12 protein-coding genes are annotated in these 14,230 nt (G+C 67.6%); 5 read left to right on the top strand and 7 right to left on the bottom strand.

Translation table 11 applies throughout. The annotated features are described in order from the left end of the window. Window positions 1-124: 124 nt before the first annotated feature. Window positions 125-1,363 carry an aspartate kinase gene (locus RKE40_RS17765; protein ID WP_316019565.1) on the top strand — a complete coding sequence of 413 codons (1,239 nt, stop codon included), beginning with the start codon at window positions 125-127 and terminating at the stop codon, window positions 1,361-1,363. Between the two features lie 74 nt (window positions 1,364-1,437). Here RKE40_RS17765 and RKE40_RS17770 read toward each other — a convergent pair whose 3' ends face one another. The 3 genes from RKE40_RS17770 to RKE40_RS17780 all read right to left on the bottom strand — a co-directional run bounded on the left by RKE40_RS17770 (window position 1,438) and on the right by RKE40_RS17780 (window position 5,657). Then, entirely contained in the window at window positions 1,438-3,018 is a 1,581-nt protein-coding gene (locus RKE40_RS17770) for an aldehyde dehydrogenase family protein (RefSeq protein WP_316019566.1), read from the bottom strand. Window positions 3,019-3,148: 130 nt separating this feature from the next. Then, window positions 3,149-4,750, bottom strand: coding sequence for a CYTH and CHAD domain-containing protein (locus tag RKE40_RS17775; RefSeq protein WP_316019567.1), 1,602 nt, complete (start codon window positions 4,748-4,750; stop codon window positions 3,149-3,151). Between the two features lie 112 nt (window positions 4,751-4,862). Further along, on the bottom strand, window positions 4,863-5,657 hold the full coding sequence (locus tag RKE40_RS17780) for a phytanoyl-CoA dioxygenase family protein (RefSeq protein WP_316019568.1): 795 nt from the start codon (window positions 5,655-5,657) through the stop codon (window positions 4,863-4,865). Between the two features lie 296 nt (window positions 5,658-5,953). Between RKE40_RS17780 and RKE40_RS17785 the strand changes: the two genes are divergently transcribed. The 4 genes from RKE40_RS17785 (at window position 5,954) to RKE40_RS17800 (ending at window position 10,618) form a co-directional block, all read left to right on the top strand. After that, window positions 5,954-6,694: a metallophosphoesterase family protein gene (locus RKE40_RS17785; RefSeq protein ID WP_316019569.1), complete on the top strand. Its 741-nt coding sequence runs from the start codon at window positions 5,954-5,956 to the stop codon at window positions 6,692-6,694. Between the two features lie 12 nt (window positions 6,695-6,706). Further along, a complete protein-coding gene (locus tag RKE40_RS17790) occupies window positions 6,707-8,104 on the top strand; it encodes a protein kinase domain-containing protein (RefSeq protein WP_316019570.1) in 1,398 nt (465 codons plus the stop codon). 49 nt (window positions 8,105-8,153) lie between these two features. Beyond that, entirely contained in the window at window positions 8,154-9,200 is a 1,047-nt protein-coding gene (locus RKE40_RS17795; RefSeq protein ID WP_316019571.1) for a phosphotransferase family protein, read from the top strand. A 143-nt stretch (window positions 9,201-9,343) separates the two neighbouring features. Further along, window positions 9,344-10,618: an acyl-CoA dehydrogenase family protein gene (locus RKE40_RS17800; protein ID WP_316019572.1), complete on the top strand. Its 1,275-nt coding sequence runs from the start codon at window positions 9,344-9,346 to the stop codon at window positions 10,616-10,618. 173 nt (window positions 10,619-10,791) lie between these two features. On the opposite strand, the gene RKE40_RS17805 is transcribed toward RKE40_RS17800, so the two are convergent. The 4 genes from RKE40_RS17805 to RKE40_RS17820 form a co-directional block, all read right to left on the bottom strand. Beyond that, window positions 10,792-11,574, bottom strand: coding sequence for an amino acid ABC transporter ATP-binding protein (locus tag RKE40_RS17805; protein WP_316019573.1), 783 nt, complete (start codon window positions 11,572-11,574; stop codon window positions 10,792-10,794). 17 nt (window positions 11,575-11,591) lie between these two features. Continuing rightward, window positions 11,592-12,269 carry an amino acid ABC transporter permease gene (locus RKE40_RS17810; protein WP_316019574.1) on the bottom strand — a complete coding sequence of 226 codons (678 nt, stop codon included), beginning with the start codon at window positions 12,267-12,269 and terminating at the stop codon, window positions 11,592-11,594. A 124-nt stretch (window positions 12,270-12,393) separates the two neighbouring features. After that, the gene (locus RKE40_RS17815; protein ID WP_316019609.1) at window positions 12,394-13,059 is read right to left on the bottom strand and encodes an amino acid ABC transporter permease; all 666 of its coding nucleotides are present in this window, start codon (window positions 13,057-13,059) and stop codon (window positions 12,394-12,396) included. 82 nt (window positions 13,060-13,141) lie between these two features. Then, window positions 13,142-14,080, bottom strand: coding sequence for a transporter substrate-binding domain-containing protein (locus RKE40_RS17820; protein ID WP_316019575.1), 939 nt, complete (start codon window positions 14,078-14,080; stop codon window positions 13,142-13,144). Window positions 14,081-14,230 lie beyond the last annotated feature (150 nt).

Genomic DNA, 14,230 nt, shown 5'->3' on the forward strand with positions numbered 1-14,230 from the left:
GGTGGCGCGCCGGCCGCATTGACACTTTCGGCGCTGGCCGTCATCTACACCGGCCCTTCGCCCGGCGCGAGGGGACGTTTCGTCCCGGCCCGCGCCGGGGCAGTCTCGAAAGCCTTTGGATGTCATGGCCCGTCTGGTGATGAAATTCGGCGGCACGTCCGTCGCCACCGTGGAGCGTATCAAGAACGCGGCCCGCCACGTCAAACGCGAGTTCGACGCGGGCCACGAGGTCGCGGTCGTGGTCTCCGCCATGTCCGGCAAGACCAACGAGCTCGTCGCCTGGGCCAAGGAGGCCGCGCCGAACTACGACCCGGCAGAGTACGATGTCGTCGTCGCCTCCGGCGAGCAGGTCACCTCCGGCCTGATGGCGCTCGCGCTGCAGGAGATGGGCATGCCCGCGCGATCCTGGCAGGGCTGGCAGATCCCGATCTACGGCTCGGACGCGCACAGCGCGGCCAGGATCGAGAGCGTCGACGGCGCCGGCATCGTCGCAGGCTTCGACCGCAACCGCGAGATCGCGGTCTGCTCCGGCTTCCAGGGCATCAACCCGCGCAGCCACCGCATCGTCACGCTCGGTCGTGGCGGCTCGGACACCAGCGCGGTCGCGCTCGCTGCGGGCCTCAAGGCCGATCGCTGCGACATCTACACCGATGTCGACGGCGTCTACACCACCGATCCGCGCGTCGTGCCCAAGGCCCGCCGCATGGACAAGGTCTCCTTCGAGGAGATGCTGGAAATGGCCTCGCTCGGCTCCAAGGTGCTGCAGGTGCGCTCGGTCGAGATCGCCATGGTCCAGCGCGTGCCGACCTATGTCCGCTCCTCCTTCGACGACCCAGACAACCCCAATCCAGGCACCCTCATCTGCGACGAGGACGATATCGTGGAACAGCAGATCGTCACCGGCATCGCGTTCTCGCGCGACGAAGCCCAGATCACGCTCCGGCGCGTGGCCGACAAGCCCGGCGTCGCCGCGGCGATCTTCGGCCCGCTCGCCGATGCCAACATCAATGTCGACATGATCATCCAGGTCGTCTCCGACGACCAGGCGACCACCGACATCACCTTCACCGTGCCGACCGGCGATTTCGAGCGGGCCAAGGCGCTGCTCGAATCGAAGCACGAGACCATCGCCTATCAGTCTCTGCAGGGCGCGACGGAAGTGGTGAAAATCTCGGCCATCGGCGTCGGCATGCGCAGCCATGCCGGCGTCGCGGCGCGCGCCTTCCGCGCGCTCGCCGAGAAGGGCATCAACATCCGCGCGATCACCACCTCCGAGATCAAGTTCTCGGTGCTGATCGACGCCGCCTATACCGAGCTCGCGGTGCGCACGCTGCACTCGCTCTACGGGCTCGACGCCGCCTGAACATCTGCAGAGGCGGGCTTCCCCGGCCCGCCTCGAACATCGCCTCATTCACGCCCCGGAGGACGCGCGGCGAGCTACCGCATGATCGTGTGGCTCTGCTCGCGCATGAACTGCGGCAGGTACCAGGTGCCGAGCCCGCCCTTCGAGCCGGTGCCGGAGCCCTTCCAGCCGCAGAAGGTCTGGATGCCCGGCCAGGCGCCGGTCGTCGCGCCGCTGGCGCGATTGGCATAGAGCACGCCGGCCTCGGCGGTCTCGAGGAATTCCTCCAGCTCGGCCGGCTCGCCCGTGTAGACGCCGGCGGTCAGGCCGTAGGGCACGGCATTGCCGCGCGCGATCGCATTGCCGAGATCGCTGAAGGTCCTGACCGTCAGGAAGGGCATGAAAAGCTCGTCGCGATGCAGGGCATGATCGTCCGGCAGGCCAGTGACGATCGCGGGCCGGACATAGGCGCCGTGATCGTAAAGCCCGCCGGTCAGCCGCTCGCCGCCATGGACCGTGCCGCCGGCCGACTTCGCCTGCATCCGCGACGTCTCGAAGCGCTCCAGCGCGGCCTCGCTGATCAGCGGCCCCATGAAGCTCTCGCGCTCGCAGGGATCGCCGACGACGAGGGCGTCTGCGGCGGCAGCGAGACGGTCGAGGAAGGGGTCGGCCAGCGTCTCATGCAGGAAGACGACCGAGCCTGCCGAGCACTTCTGCCCCTGCAAGCCGAAAGCCGAGCGCAGCACGCCGGAGACGGCGGTATCGAGATCGGCGGAAGCGGCGACATAGGTCGGGTTCTTGCCGCCCATCTCGGCCAGCACCGGGCGCGCATGCCGGCCGCCGCAACCGAATTCGCGCAGCATGCGCATGCCGACCGCGTGCGAACCGGTGAAGGCGATGCCGTCGATGCCGGAATGAGCGGCGAGTGCCGCGCCGGTCTCGGCGCCGCCGCAGATCAGGTTGAAGACGCCGGCGGGCAAGCCGGCCTCGACCAGGCAATCGGTGAGCAGGCGCCCGGTCAGGCCCGCCATCGGGCTCGGCTTGAATACGACCGTGTTGCCGGCGAGAAGCGCGCAGATCGACATGCCGAGCGAGAGCGCGACCGGAAAGTTGAACGGCGCGATCACGGCGAAGACGCCGTAGGGACGCAACACGTCGAAGGTCTCCTCGCGTGGATTGGCTCGCGCCAGATCGCGTCGGAAACCGTCATTCGCCTCCATCTCGCCGGCGTAGAAGCGGATCAGGTCGATCGCCTCCTCGACCTCGCCGAGTGCCTCCATCCGCGACTTGCCGACTTCGAGCAGGCAGGCTGCGGCGGCTTCGAACTTGCGAGCTTCCAGCAGGTCGGCCGCAGCACGCGCCAGCGCGACGCGGCGCGGCCAGCCGAGATCGCGCCAGCCGCGCTGCGCCGCCCTGGCGGCTGCGACGGCGCTGTCCACCTGCCGCGGCGCGGCGGCGAAGAATGTCCCGAGGCTGAGCCTGCGGTCGATCGGGCACGGGGCGTCATAGGCGGCGCCTTCCGTGCTGTCGCGCCCGCCGACATGGTTCGGCCGTTCCAGGTCCAGTTGCCGGCCGCGCACGTCGGCGATGACCTTGCCGAAATGCGCGTGAACGCCGGAAAAGTCCTCGGCGATGTTGGAGTAGGTCACGCGCGGCAAGGCGGCAACGTCGTTCATTCTCGTCCTCCCAAGACAAAGCACCCTGCCCTGTGACGCCGGGCAGGCCACAAACGATAGCCGCTCATGTGGCGACCTGGCATGCGGCGTGCGCCTGCGGGCAATGCCGGAGGCTGCGGACTGGGCAAGCTCAGTTCCAGAATGGCTTCGCCGCCGCGAATTCCCGCCAGCGCTTCAAGAGCTTGCGGCTGGCGTCGAGCTCATGCCGGCGCTGCCAGCCGAGGACCGCACCGGCCGCGAAGTCCAGCTCCGGCCGGGGCTCGCCGCGCCGCAGCTCGGCAAGCAAGGGCTGCGTCGTCGCGACGTCGTTGGCCGCGCCGAGAACCTCCTGCAGCTTCTCCAGGCGGGCGAGATATTTGCGGGCGGCCGGCTGCTCGGCATAGAGCGGCAGGAAGAACTCGATCGTGTAGCGCAGCTTCTTCAGCGACAGCCGGAGCTCGTGGCGGGCTTCCGGCACCAGCTTGGCAAAATGCCGGCCGCGCCGCAGCGCCTTGCGGTGGCTGCGCGCCAGCACCCGCCCGGCAAAGGCGCCGACCGGCTCGGCCAGGACCGTCAGCGCCTCGCTGGCGATGCCGTTGCGCCAGCCGCGTCGCTCGATCAGGACGCCGAAAGCAAGGAGGAAGCGGTTGACCCTCCGGCTGGCGAGCGCGGCGTGGACGGCGGCATAGCTTTCCGCCTGCATCGGCAGCGCCGCTTCCTGCAGGCTCGAAAGGTCGATGTCGGTCAGCCCTTCGGCGGTGATGTCCGGCAATGTCTGCGTGATGAAGACGTCCCAGTTGCGGGCCGGGCCGAGCACATGCGCAAGGCGCTTGGCCTCCGCTGCGATCGGCTCCAGCGCCGGCGGCGCCAGCTCGCGTCCGAACAGCGAGAAGGCGGTGCGCAGGCGGCGCAACGAAACCCGCATCTGGTGAACCGCCTCGGGCAGACCACCGGCAGCGGCCGGGCCGAGATTGGCGATGAGGTGGCGGTAGCCATTGCCGAGGATCGTCGCGATGGCGGCATCGACATTGTCACCCGCCGCGAGCGCAACGGGCTTTGCCTTCTGCGCCTGCAAGGGCAGGTCGAAGGCGAGCCGGCAGCCGCGCGCCGCCTTGCTCGCGGTTTCGACTCGCAAGGGCGCGATGTCGAGCAGTGCGTGCCCGAACTCGTAGAGCGCCGCCGCCTCGCCCGATTTCAGTTCAAGCTCGACCTCGCAGAGCGGCAAGCGACTGTCGGCGATCTCGATCGCCCCATCGTCAAGCGCTAGTTCGATCTCGGCGCCGCCGAAATCGAGTTTCTGAACCCGGCGGCGCACCTTGGTGGCGAAGGCCGGCGCGAGCGACGTGGCTGGCAGGGAGACGAGCGGCTCGCCGATTTCCGCCAGCGGCAGCAGGCCAAGGTCGAGCTTCTCGTCCGGCAGGTTTACTTCCCACTCGTCACGCGCCAGCGGGTCACCCGACTTATTGGCGCGCTTCACGGTCTGGACATGGCGCCGGCCACTGCGCCGTACCCGCAGGGAGAAGCCATTGCGGTCGAGCAGGCGATCCGGCGTGTCGTAGTAGACCGCCTCGAGCCGGCGCACGACGCCGCGATTGCGGGCGTGCCGTGCGATCAGTTCGGCATCGCGCAGGGTCGCCAGCGCTTCGGCCGAACCGGCAAGCTTGAGTTCCACTTCGCGCGGCGCAGCCTTCGCAGGCGACGAAACATCGTCCGACTGCGGCTCCTTCGCGTCGGGGTTCGGGTTGGCTTCCAAATCGGCTCCTTTTGCGAGACCGCGGGTCAGCGCCCGGCGAAAGACTAGCCTCGCCGGGCGCGAACTGTCACCCTGTCCTTCCGGACAGACCCAGGGGCGACATGTCGCAGCGTCAGAGCGCCTGCCGGATTGAGGCCTCGACGGGCGAGTAGGCGCCATCCTCCCGGTCGAGCCTCAACGGCTCGCGCGGCAGCAAGGGCGGCTGCGCCAGGAAGCGCGGCCTCGTACCGCGATGCGGTTGCGCGGAATGCACCAGGAAAGGATGGCAGAGATAGACCGTGCCGGCCTGCCCCGTCGCCAACACTTCCTCGCGCGCGGCACTGCCGGCGAAGCCGTCGGCGACGAGCACCCGCAGCGACAAGCCGGCCTCGCCCGCGGGCGCGAGCTGGCGAGCGATGTCATGGTGCGAGCCCGCCCGGATCCGCGTCGGCGCGTCCTCCTCGCCGACGTCCGAGAACAGAAAAAGCATCAGCAGCGCCCTGCCCTTCGAGGCGAGATTGACGCGCCAGTTCATGAAATCCGGATCGTCGAAGCCGAAGCTGACATCGACATGCCAGCCGGCATCCCCCGGATCCTCCGGCGAAGGGAAGCGCACCGGGAAGGTGCCCATGGCCCGGCAGGGCAGCCAGCGCCCGGCGCCGACGAGCTGATCGAAGGCGCCCTGCAGGCGCGGGGTGTTCGCCGCCGCGACGAAGGGTGCGTCGCTGTACATGCCGAGCCGAATGACCGGCTTCGTCCAGCTCGCGGGATCGCAGGGATCGCAGCCGAGATCGCGCCAGAGGATGGCGCGTGCCGCTTCGGCGAGCTCAGGCGGGAAGGCATGGTCGATGCGGACGAAGCCGCGTTCCACGAAATGGGCGATCTGCGCGTCGTCGAGGACGCGTGCATCGGATTCAGGGTGAGCCATTGATTGACGTCTTTCGATAGCGGCCAGCCAAGACGCCCGCCGCGCGGGCAGGCTGGCAAAGGACCTCCGGACGCAAGGCGCGTCCGTTCGCGGTGCCGGAGCGCCTTTGGCGCCTCAGGCCCGCACGAAGGTCAGGCGAGATCGAAAACTGCGAACATCATCATGGTGCGGGCAGTATCGCAGCCGCAGCTTGCACGATCAACCCGTGCCCGGCCGCCTGAGCCGAAAGGCGCACTGGCCAAGCCGGCATTCGCGCTGCCAGATAGGCCAAGACCAGCGGACCCGCCTCGCCCGACATGCGCATCGCCGTTCTCTCGGACATCCACGCGAACCGCGAGGCACTGGAGGCGGTGCTGGAGGCGGTGAGCCATCTGCGGCCGGACCGGCTCGTGTTGCTCGGCGACATCGTCGGCTACGGACCCGATCCCGGCTTCGCCGTCGATATGGCGACCAGGCTCGTCTCGGCCGGCGCGCTCTGCATCCTCGGCAACCATGACGAGGCCGCAGTGCACGGACCCGTCGGCATGACGCCACATGCCCGTGAAGCAGCCCTATGGACGCGCGCGCAGCTTTCGCCGGAGCAGCGCGGCTTCCTGGCGGCGCTGCCGTTCTCAGTGACGATCGGCGACACGCTCTTCGTCCATGCGAGCGCGCGGACGCCGGCCGACTGGCCCTATGTCACGGACGCTCATGCTGCCGGACAATGCCTCGCCGCCAGCGAAGCCCCGCTGATCATCTGCGGACACACCCATATCCCGGCACTGTTCTACGCCAGGCCGGGCCGCGAGCCGGTGAAGTTCACGCCGCGCCGCAACCTCGCCGCGCCGCTCTCGGCGCTGCGGCGGCACGTGCTTGTGGTCGGTGCCGTCGGCCAGCCGCGCGATGGCGACCCGGCGGCCTGTTTCGCCTTGCTCGACACCGATCTCGCCGAGGTGACGATGGTTCGCGTGCCCTATGACATGCAGGCGACCGCCCGCAAGATCGCCGCCGCCGGACTGCCGGAATGGCTCGGCATGCGCCTGCTCATCGGCCGCTGAGGGAGAACCGGAATGGAGAGGCCGCAGGCGGGCACGGTGATCGACGGCTTCACGCTGACGGAAAAGCTGAAGGCCGGCGGCATGGCGACGCTCTGGCGCGCCAGCCATCCGGACGAGGCGGCGCCGCTCGTGCTCAAGATCCCGTTCTTCGACCCGGGCGACGACGTCTCGGCAATCCTGGGCTACGAGGCCGAGGCGTTGATCCATCGCCGGCTCGCCGGCCCGCATGTGCCGCGCTTCGTCGCCGCCGGCGATCTCGCCCGCACGCCCTATATCGCCATGGAGTTCGTCGCCGGCACGAGCCTGGCGGAGATCATGCGCCGGGCACCCTTGCCGGCCGCCGAGATCGCGCGCACCGGCGAGGCGATCGCCGTCGCCCTCGCCGAACTCCACCGGCAGGGCGTGGTGCATCTCGATCTCAAGCCCGAGAACGTGATGATGGTCGGGAACCGGGCGGTGCTGCTCGATTTCGGGCTGGCGCATCATGCCGAGCTGCCGGACCTGCTCGGCGCCGAGAGCACCATGCCGATGGGCACCGCCGCCTATATCGCGCCCGAGCAGGTGCTGGGCGACCGCTCCGACCCGGCGAGCGATCTCTTCGCGCTGGGCTGCCTGCTCTACCAGATGGCCTGCGGCGAGGAGCCCTTCGGCCGGCCGCAGACCGTCGCCGGCATGAAGCGCCGGCTTTATCATCAGCCGAAGCCGCTCAGGAGCGTCTATCCGGAGGCGCCCGCCTGGCTCGAGGAGATCGTGCGGCGCTGCCTCGAGGTCGATCGCAGCCGGCGCTATGCCGATGCCAGCAAGCTCGCCTTCGACCTGCGCCATCCCGAGCAGGTCACGGTGGCGCGCCGGCGGCACGAGCGGCCGCACGGGCTCTGGCAACGCCTCGTCGCCCTGTTCCAGAAACGCGACGAGCAGGAGGTCACCGGCGCGCCGACTCAGGCCCGCCGCAAGGCCGGCCCGTCGATCATCCTGACGGCGGTCGACCTCTCCGAGGGCGAAGGGCCGCTCGCCGGCGCGATCCTGGCCGAGACCAGCCGCCTGCTCGCGGCGCGCGAGGATTCCTGGCTCGCCTGCGTTACCGTGCTGCGCACCGAGATCATCGGCGAGACCAAGACCGTCGATGACGAGGGCCGCTCGCTCTACATCAAGCGGTTGGTGGCGCTGAAGGACTGGGCACGGCCGCTGCACCTGCCGGAGGAACGGGTGAGCTATCACGTCATCGAGGCCGTCAGCGCCGCCGATGCGATCCTGCGCCATGCCGAGCGCAACGACATCGACCATATAGTCGTCGGCGCCCGCTCCTCCTCGGCCGTGCGCCGCCATCTCGGCAGCGTCTCGACCAAGGTCGTCGCCGAAGCGCTCTGCTCGGTCTCGGTGGTCAGGCTCAAAACCGGAGAGCCGGACTGAGCGCGCTTGCGCGTTGACCTTCCCCGGCACGCCCCCGAATATGCCCGCCATGTCAGCCGGCCCTGCCTCCGCTCCCCCCGAATTCGATCCCGCCCGGCTCGACGCCTTCCTGCGTTCCGCCCTGCCCGGCCGCGCCGCCGGCAAGCTCGAACTGGAGCGGATCAGCGGCGGCCAGTCGAACCCGACCTTCTTCGTCTCCTATCCCGACGCCGGCACGCGCCTCGTCCTGCGCAAGAAGCCGCCGGGGCCGCTCCTGCCCTCGGCCCATGCGGTCGAGCGCGAGTACCGCATCCTGAAGGCGCTCGCGGGCTCCGCCGTGCCGGTGCCGCCGGTCTTGCTGCTGCACGAGGCGGACGATGTCGTCGGCACGCCGTTCTATCTGATGGAGCGGCTGGAAGGCCGCGTCTTCCACGAGACCGCCCTCCCCGGCGTCGCGCCGGCCGATCGCCGGGCGATGTATTTCGCCATGGCGGAGACGCTGGCCGCGCTGCACGGCTTCGACTGGCAGGCTGCGGGCCTCGCCGATTTCGGCAAGCCAGGGAATTACTATGCCCGCCAGCTCGCGCGCTGGGGCCGGCAATGGCGGGAAACCAAGACGCAGGACATCCCCGCAATCGACCGCGCCATCGACTGGCTCGGCGCAAATCTCGACGAGACGCCGGACACCACCATCGTCCATGGCGATTTCCGGATGGGCAATCTGATGTTCGCGCCCGCGGAGCCAAAGGTCGTCGCCGTGCTCGACTGGGAACTCTCGACGCTCGGCCACCCGCTCTCGGATGTCGCCTTCTCCTGCCTGCCCTGGCATTCGACGCCGGACATGTATGCCGGCATCGTCGGGCTCGACCGCGAGGCTCTCGGCATACCGACGCAGGAAGAGTACATCGACCGCTACTGCGCCGCCGCCGGCCGGGCGCGGGGACCGGGGCGCTTCCATATCGCCTTCTCGCTGTTCCGCTTCGCCGTCATCCTCGACGGCATCGCCGCGCGGGCGAAGACCGGAAACGCGGCCGCCGAGAACGCGGTCGCGGTCGGCGCGATGGCCGAAAGCTTCGCGCGACGTGCCGCGAGCGTGATCGAGCGCAATGACGTCTAGGTTCGTTCTTGTTGTCATTCTCGGACGGAGCGAAGCGCAGACCCGAGAAACTCCGGACCGGAAGGCGCTGAATGGCGCCTCCTCCGGTCTGAGATGCTCGGGCCAAGCCCGAGCATGACGCCTTAGGTTCGAGGAGAAACACCATGGATTTCGCTTATTCGGCCAGGGTCGAGGAGCTGCGCGCGAAGCTGCAGGACTTCATGGACGCCCATATCCAGCCGGCCGACGCCGCCTGGAAGCATGAGGTCGAGGCTGGGCGCTATCCGAGCGCCCTGATCGACGGCCTCAAGCAGAAGGCCAGGGCCGCCGGGCTCTGGAACCTGTTCCTGCCGGCGCTGAAGGAAGGCGAGCCGGGAACGCGGCTCAGCAATCTCGAATATGCCCCGCTCGCCGAGATCATGGGCCGGATCTTCTGGTCGTCGGAGGTGTTCAACTGCAACGCCCCCGACACCGGGAACATGGAAATCCTGCACATGTTCGCGACGCCGGAACAGCGCGAACGCTGGCTGAACCCTCTGCTGAACGGCGAGATCCGCTCCTGCGTCGGGATCACCGAGCCGGGCGTCGCTTCCTCTGACCCGACCAATCTCCAGACCACGATCATCCGCGATGGCGACGATTACGTCATCAACGGCCGCAAATGGTGGACGACCGGCGCGCTGCACCCGAAGGCGAAGCTCTGCATCGTCATGGGCCTCTCGGATACGGCGCCGGACGCCGATCCGCACAAGCGCCACAGCATGATCATCGTGCCGATGGACGCTCCCGGCCTCACCGTGATGCGCAACCTGCCGCTGCTGAACCATTATTCGATCGAAGGCCACACAGAGACCGACTTCAACAATGTCCGCGTGCCGGCGGCCAACCTGCTCGGTGAGGAAGGAGCAGGCTTCGCGCTCGCCCAGGCGCGGCTCGGGCCGGGGCGCATCCACCATTGCATGCGCACGATCGGCCAGTGCGAGGTGGCGCTCGAACTGATGGTCGAGCGCGCGCTGGAGCGGAAGGCCTTCGGCCGCCACCTCTCCGACTATGCCAATGTCCAGGACTGGATCGCCGAGGGACGGATGGAGATCGACCAAGCCCGCCTGCTCTGCCTGCGCGCCGCCTGGATGATGGACAAGCACGGCAACAAGGCCGCGCGCACCGAGGTTTCGGCGATCAAGGTCGTGGCTGCCAGACTGCAGACCAAGATCGCCGACCGTGCGATGCAGGTCTTCGGCGCCGGCGGGCTCTCCAACGACACGCCGCTCGCCTTCATCTACAGCTGGGGCCGGGCATTGCGCTTCATTGACGGGCCTGACGAGGTGCATCTGCGCACCGTCGCCCGCGCCGAGATCAAGAAGCGCAAGGAGAGCAATCGCAGCACCTTCGCCGAACAGGGCGTGCTCCGGCCGCATGTGAAGGCGAGCGGGTCCTGACGCCCGCTTTTCCAGATTGTCGCCGTCATTCCGGACGGCGGCGAAGCCGCGCGGCCACGGAGGCCATCGCAGAGCGCGAGCCAGGCGCGTCAGCGCCCTACGATAGCCTCCGGCGCTCCGCTTCGCTGCGGCCGGAATGACGGGCGTTGTCGTGAAGGTCCGCCCCGGGCGCCTCAGCGGCTGAAGATGCCGTGGAAGCGGCCGAGGAAGCTGCGCAGGCGCTCGTTCTTCGGATTGTCGAAGACCTCGGAGGGCTTGCCCTCCTGCGCGACCCGGCCCTGGTCGAGGAACAGGACGTGGTGCGAGACCTCGCGGACGAAGAGCATTTCGTGGCTGACCAGCAGCATGGTCATGCCGGATTCAGCGAGTGCCTGCATCACGCCGAGCACTTCGGCCACCAGCTCCGGGTCGAGCGCTGAGGTGACCTCGTCGAAGAGCAGGAGCCGCGGCTGCATGGCGACCGCACGCGCGATCGCGACGCGCTGCTGCTGGCCGCCCGAGAGCTGGTAGGGGTAGTGGTCGCGGCGCTCCGCGAGCCCGACGCGGCCGAGCCAGTGCTCGGCGATCTCCTTGGCCTCGGCGGCGCTCTTGCCTTGCACCTTAGTCAGGCCGAGCATGACGTTCTGGCCGGCGGTCAAATGCGGGAACAGGTTGAACTGCTGGAAGACCATGCCGATACGGGCACGCTGGGCGGAAATCTTCGTCTCGCTCAGGCGCTTGCGGGTCTCGCCCACCATCCGGTAGCCGATCGGGTCGCCGTCGAGCAGGATCTCGCCGCCATCATGCTCCTCGAGGAGGTTGACGCAGCGCAGGAAGGTGGTCTTGCCGGAGCCGGAGGCGCCGATCAGCGACACCACCTGCCCCTGCCTGACAGTGAGGTTGATCCCCTTCAGCACCTCGATCTCGCCGAAATGCTTGCGGACATTGGTGGCCTGGAGCAGGGCTGGCTCGGTCATCGGCAGTCGCATCCCGTTCAGTAGCGCAGATAGGAGGTCTTGCGTTCCAGCAGCGCGCCGAGCTGCGCCAGCGTGAAGTTGATGATCAGGTAGAGAACTACCGTCAGCATGTAGAACTCGACGATCATGTAGTTGCGGGCCATCTGCTGCTGGGCCGCGAGCAGCAGTTCGACCACGCCGATGATCGAGAGCAGCGTCGTACCCTTGACAATCTCGAGCCCGGTATTGACCCAGGGCGGCAGCATGCGCCGGAACGCCTGCGGCAGGATCACATAATACAGGCGCCGGCCGAAGGTCAGGCCGATCGCCTTCGCGGCCTCCATCTGCCCCGCCGGCACGGATTCGACCGCCCCGCGAAAATTCTCGGCGACATGGGCGGTGGCGAAAGCGCCGAGCGCGATCACCCCGGCCCAGAAGGCGGCGACGTTCACGCCGAACAGGGCGAGCCCGTAATAGGTGAACAGGATCAGCACGAGCACCGGGATGCCGCGCATCAGGTCGACATAGAGCCTGGCCAGCAGCCTCAGCCACCACCAGCCATAGGACAGCGCGACACCCATCAGGACGCCGCAGACGGTCGCCATCACAATGCTCAGCGCCGAGCTCAGCAAGGTGACGCCCAGGCCGGAGAGCAGCGAGGCGCGTGCCTGCCATGCCTCGAACCAGAAGGTGCCGGGAGCCATCGAGAAATCCATCGCCGGCTCCTAGATCACGATGATTTTGGATCGAGTCGATCCAAAATCATAAAACATGACCGATTCTAAGAGTTTAGAGCAGGATTGCTGCAAAAAACCGGTTTCCACTTTTTCGCATCCTGCTCTAGCGGATCGAGGCGTAGCGGCGCTCGACCTGGCGCAGCAGGAAGGCGATGAGATAGGCGGTGGCGAGATAGAGCGCGCTCGCCGTCAACCAGACCTCCATGACCCGGAAGGTGTTGGCATTGATCTGCCTTGCGATGAAGGTCAGTTCCGGCACCGCGATCGCCGCCGCGAGCGAAGTATCCTTGAACAGCGAGATGAGGTTGTTGCTGACCGCCGGCAGGGTGATCCGGAACATCACCGGCAGTACGACATAGGCCTGACGCTGCCAGGGCCGCAGGCCGATCGCCTTGGCCGCCTCGACATATTGCTTGGGGATCGAGGAGAGGCCGGCGCGGAAGACCTCGGACATGTAGGCGCCGGCATAGAGCGAGAGCGAGAGTACGAAGCTCTCGGTCTTGTCTAGGAAGTTGATATCGAATTCCGGCAGGCCGAAATACAGAAAGAAGATCAGCAGCAGCAGCGGCGTGCAGCGGATGAACTCGACATAGGCCCAGACCGGCCCCGAAAGCCATTTCTTGCCGGAAAGCCGGGCATAGGCCGTCAGGATGCCGATGATGCAGCCGATCGCCAGCGAGATCACCGCCAGCCAGAGCCCGAGCAGCAGAGCGTCGGTCAGCTTGTCCCAGTTCCGCGCGATGACGGACCAGTCGAAATGGTAGTCGATCATGGCTGTCGCGATGTTCCCGAAAGCGGCGGGCCGGGTGTCCGGCCCGCCATCGCCACGTTGCGATCAGGCGAATGCGGGATCAGGCGAACTCCTGCGGGAAGCCGACCTTCGGGATCGGCAGGTCGATGCCGAACCACTTCTTGTAGGAGGCGGCGAAGTAGTCGAAATCGACGCCCATCATCGCCTCCTTGTAGACCGTGTTGACCCAGTTCAGCCAGATCGGGTCACCCGGCTTGACGGCCGAGGCGTAGGAGTTCGGCATCCAGCCGAAGCCGGAATCGACGAAGCGGCCGGGCGCCTGCTGCATCAGCCAGCGCATCGCCGACTGGTCCTGCATCGAGGCGTCGATGCGGCGGGCATTGAGCGCCTGCATCGCTGCGTCCGGGCTGTCGAAGGCGTCGACCTTGGCCTGCGGCAGGGCCTTGCGGATCCACTCCTCGAGGAAGACGTTCTGCATGCCGCCGACGGTGACGTCCTTGCCGGCCGCCTTCAGCTCCTCGTAATTCTTGAACTTGCCGCCGCGGGCCAGCATCAGCAGGCCGACGCCCTCGCGATAATAGGGAACGGTGAACTCGACCTGCTGGGCCCGGCCCGGCGTCACCGTCATCCATTGGACGACGATGTCGACCTTGTCGGTGACGAGGCTGGGGATGCGGGCATCCGAGCCCTGCAGCACGAACTCGACCTTCTCGTAATCGTCGAACAGGCCCTTCGCCAGAAGCCTGGCTAGGTCGATATCCATGCCGACGAGCTTGCCGCTGGCATCCTGGAAGTGCCAGGGCGGGTTGGTGCTGCCGGTGCCGACGATCAGCTTGCCGCGTTCCTTGACGATATGGAGTTTGCTCTTCGCCGCCGTCTGGGCCTGGGCCGAGGCCGGGGTCAGGAGGCCGGTCGCCGCCGCGCCGATCGCAGCGCTGGCGAGGCCGAGGCCGAACAGGCTGCGTCGCTCCAGGGTCAGGGCCGCCTCGTCTTTTTGGGGAGTGGCGCCGTCCAAAGTTCCGTCGTCATGAATGCCCATCACGAACTCCCCTTTTTTGATCCACATTCCCTGCAGACTTCGGCCCGCAGCATCATGAACGTGGCAAGAAAAATGCCAGCTGCAAAGCCGGATAATTCGACTTTCCGCCAAGGGAATTCGGAAGCGTTCTCAGGCGACCTCTAGGGCAGG

This window comes from Allobosea rubneri (genome assembly GCF_032464875.1).
GTDB lineage: Bacteria > Pseudomonadota > Alphaproteobacteria > Rhizobiales > Beijerinckiaceae > Allobosea > Allobosea rubneri.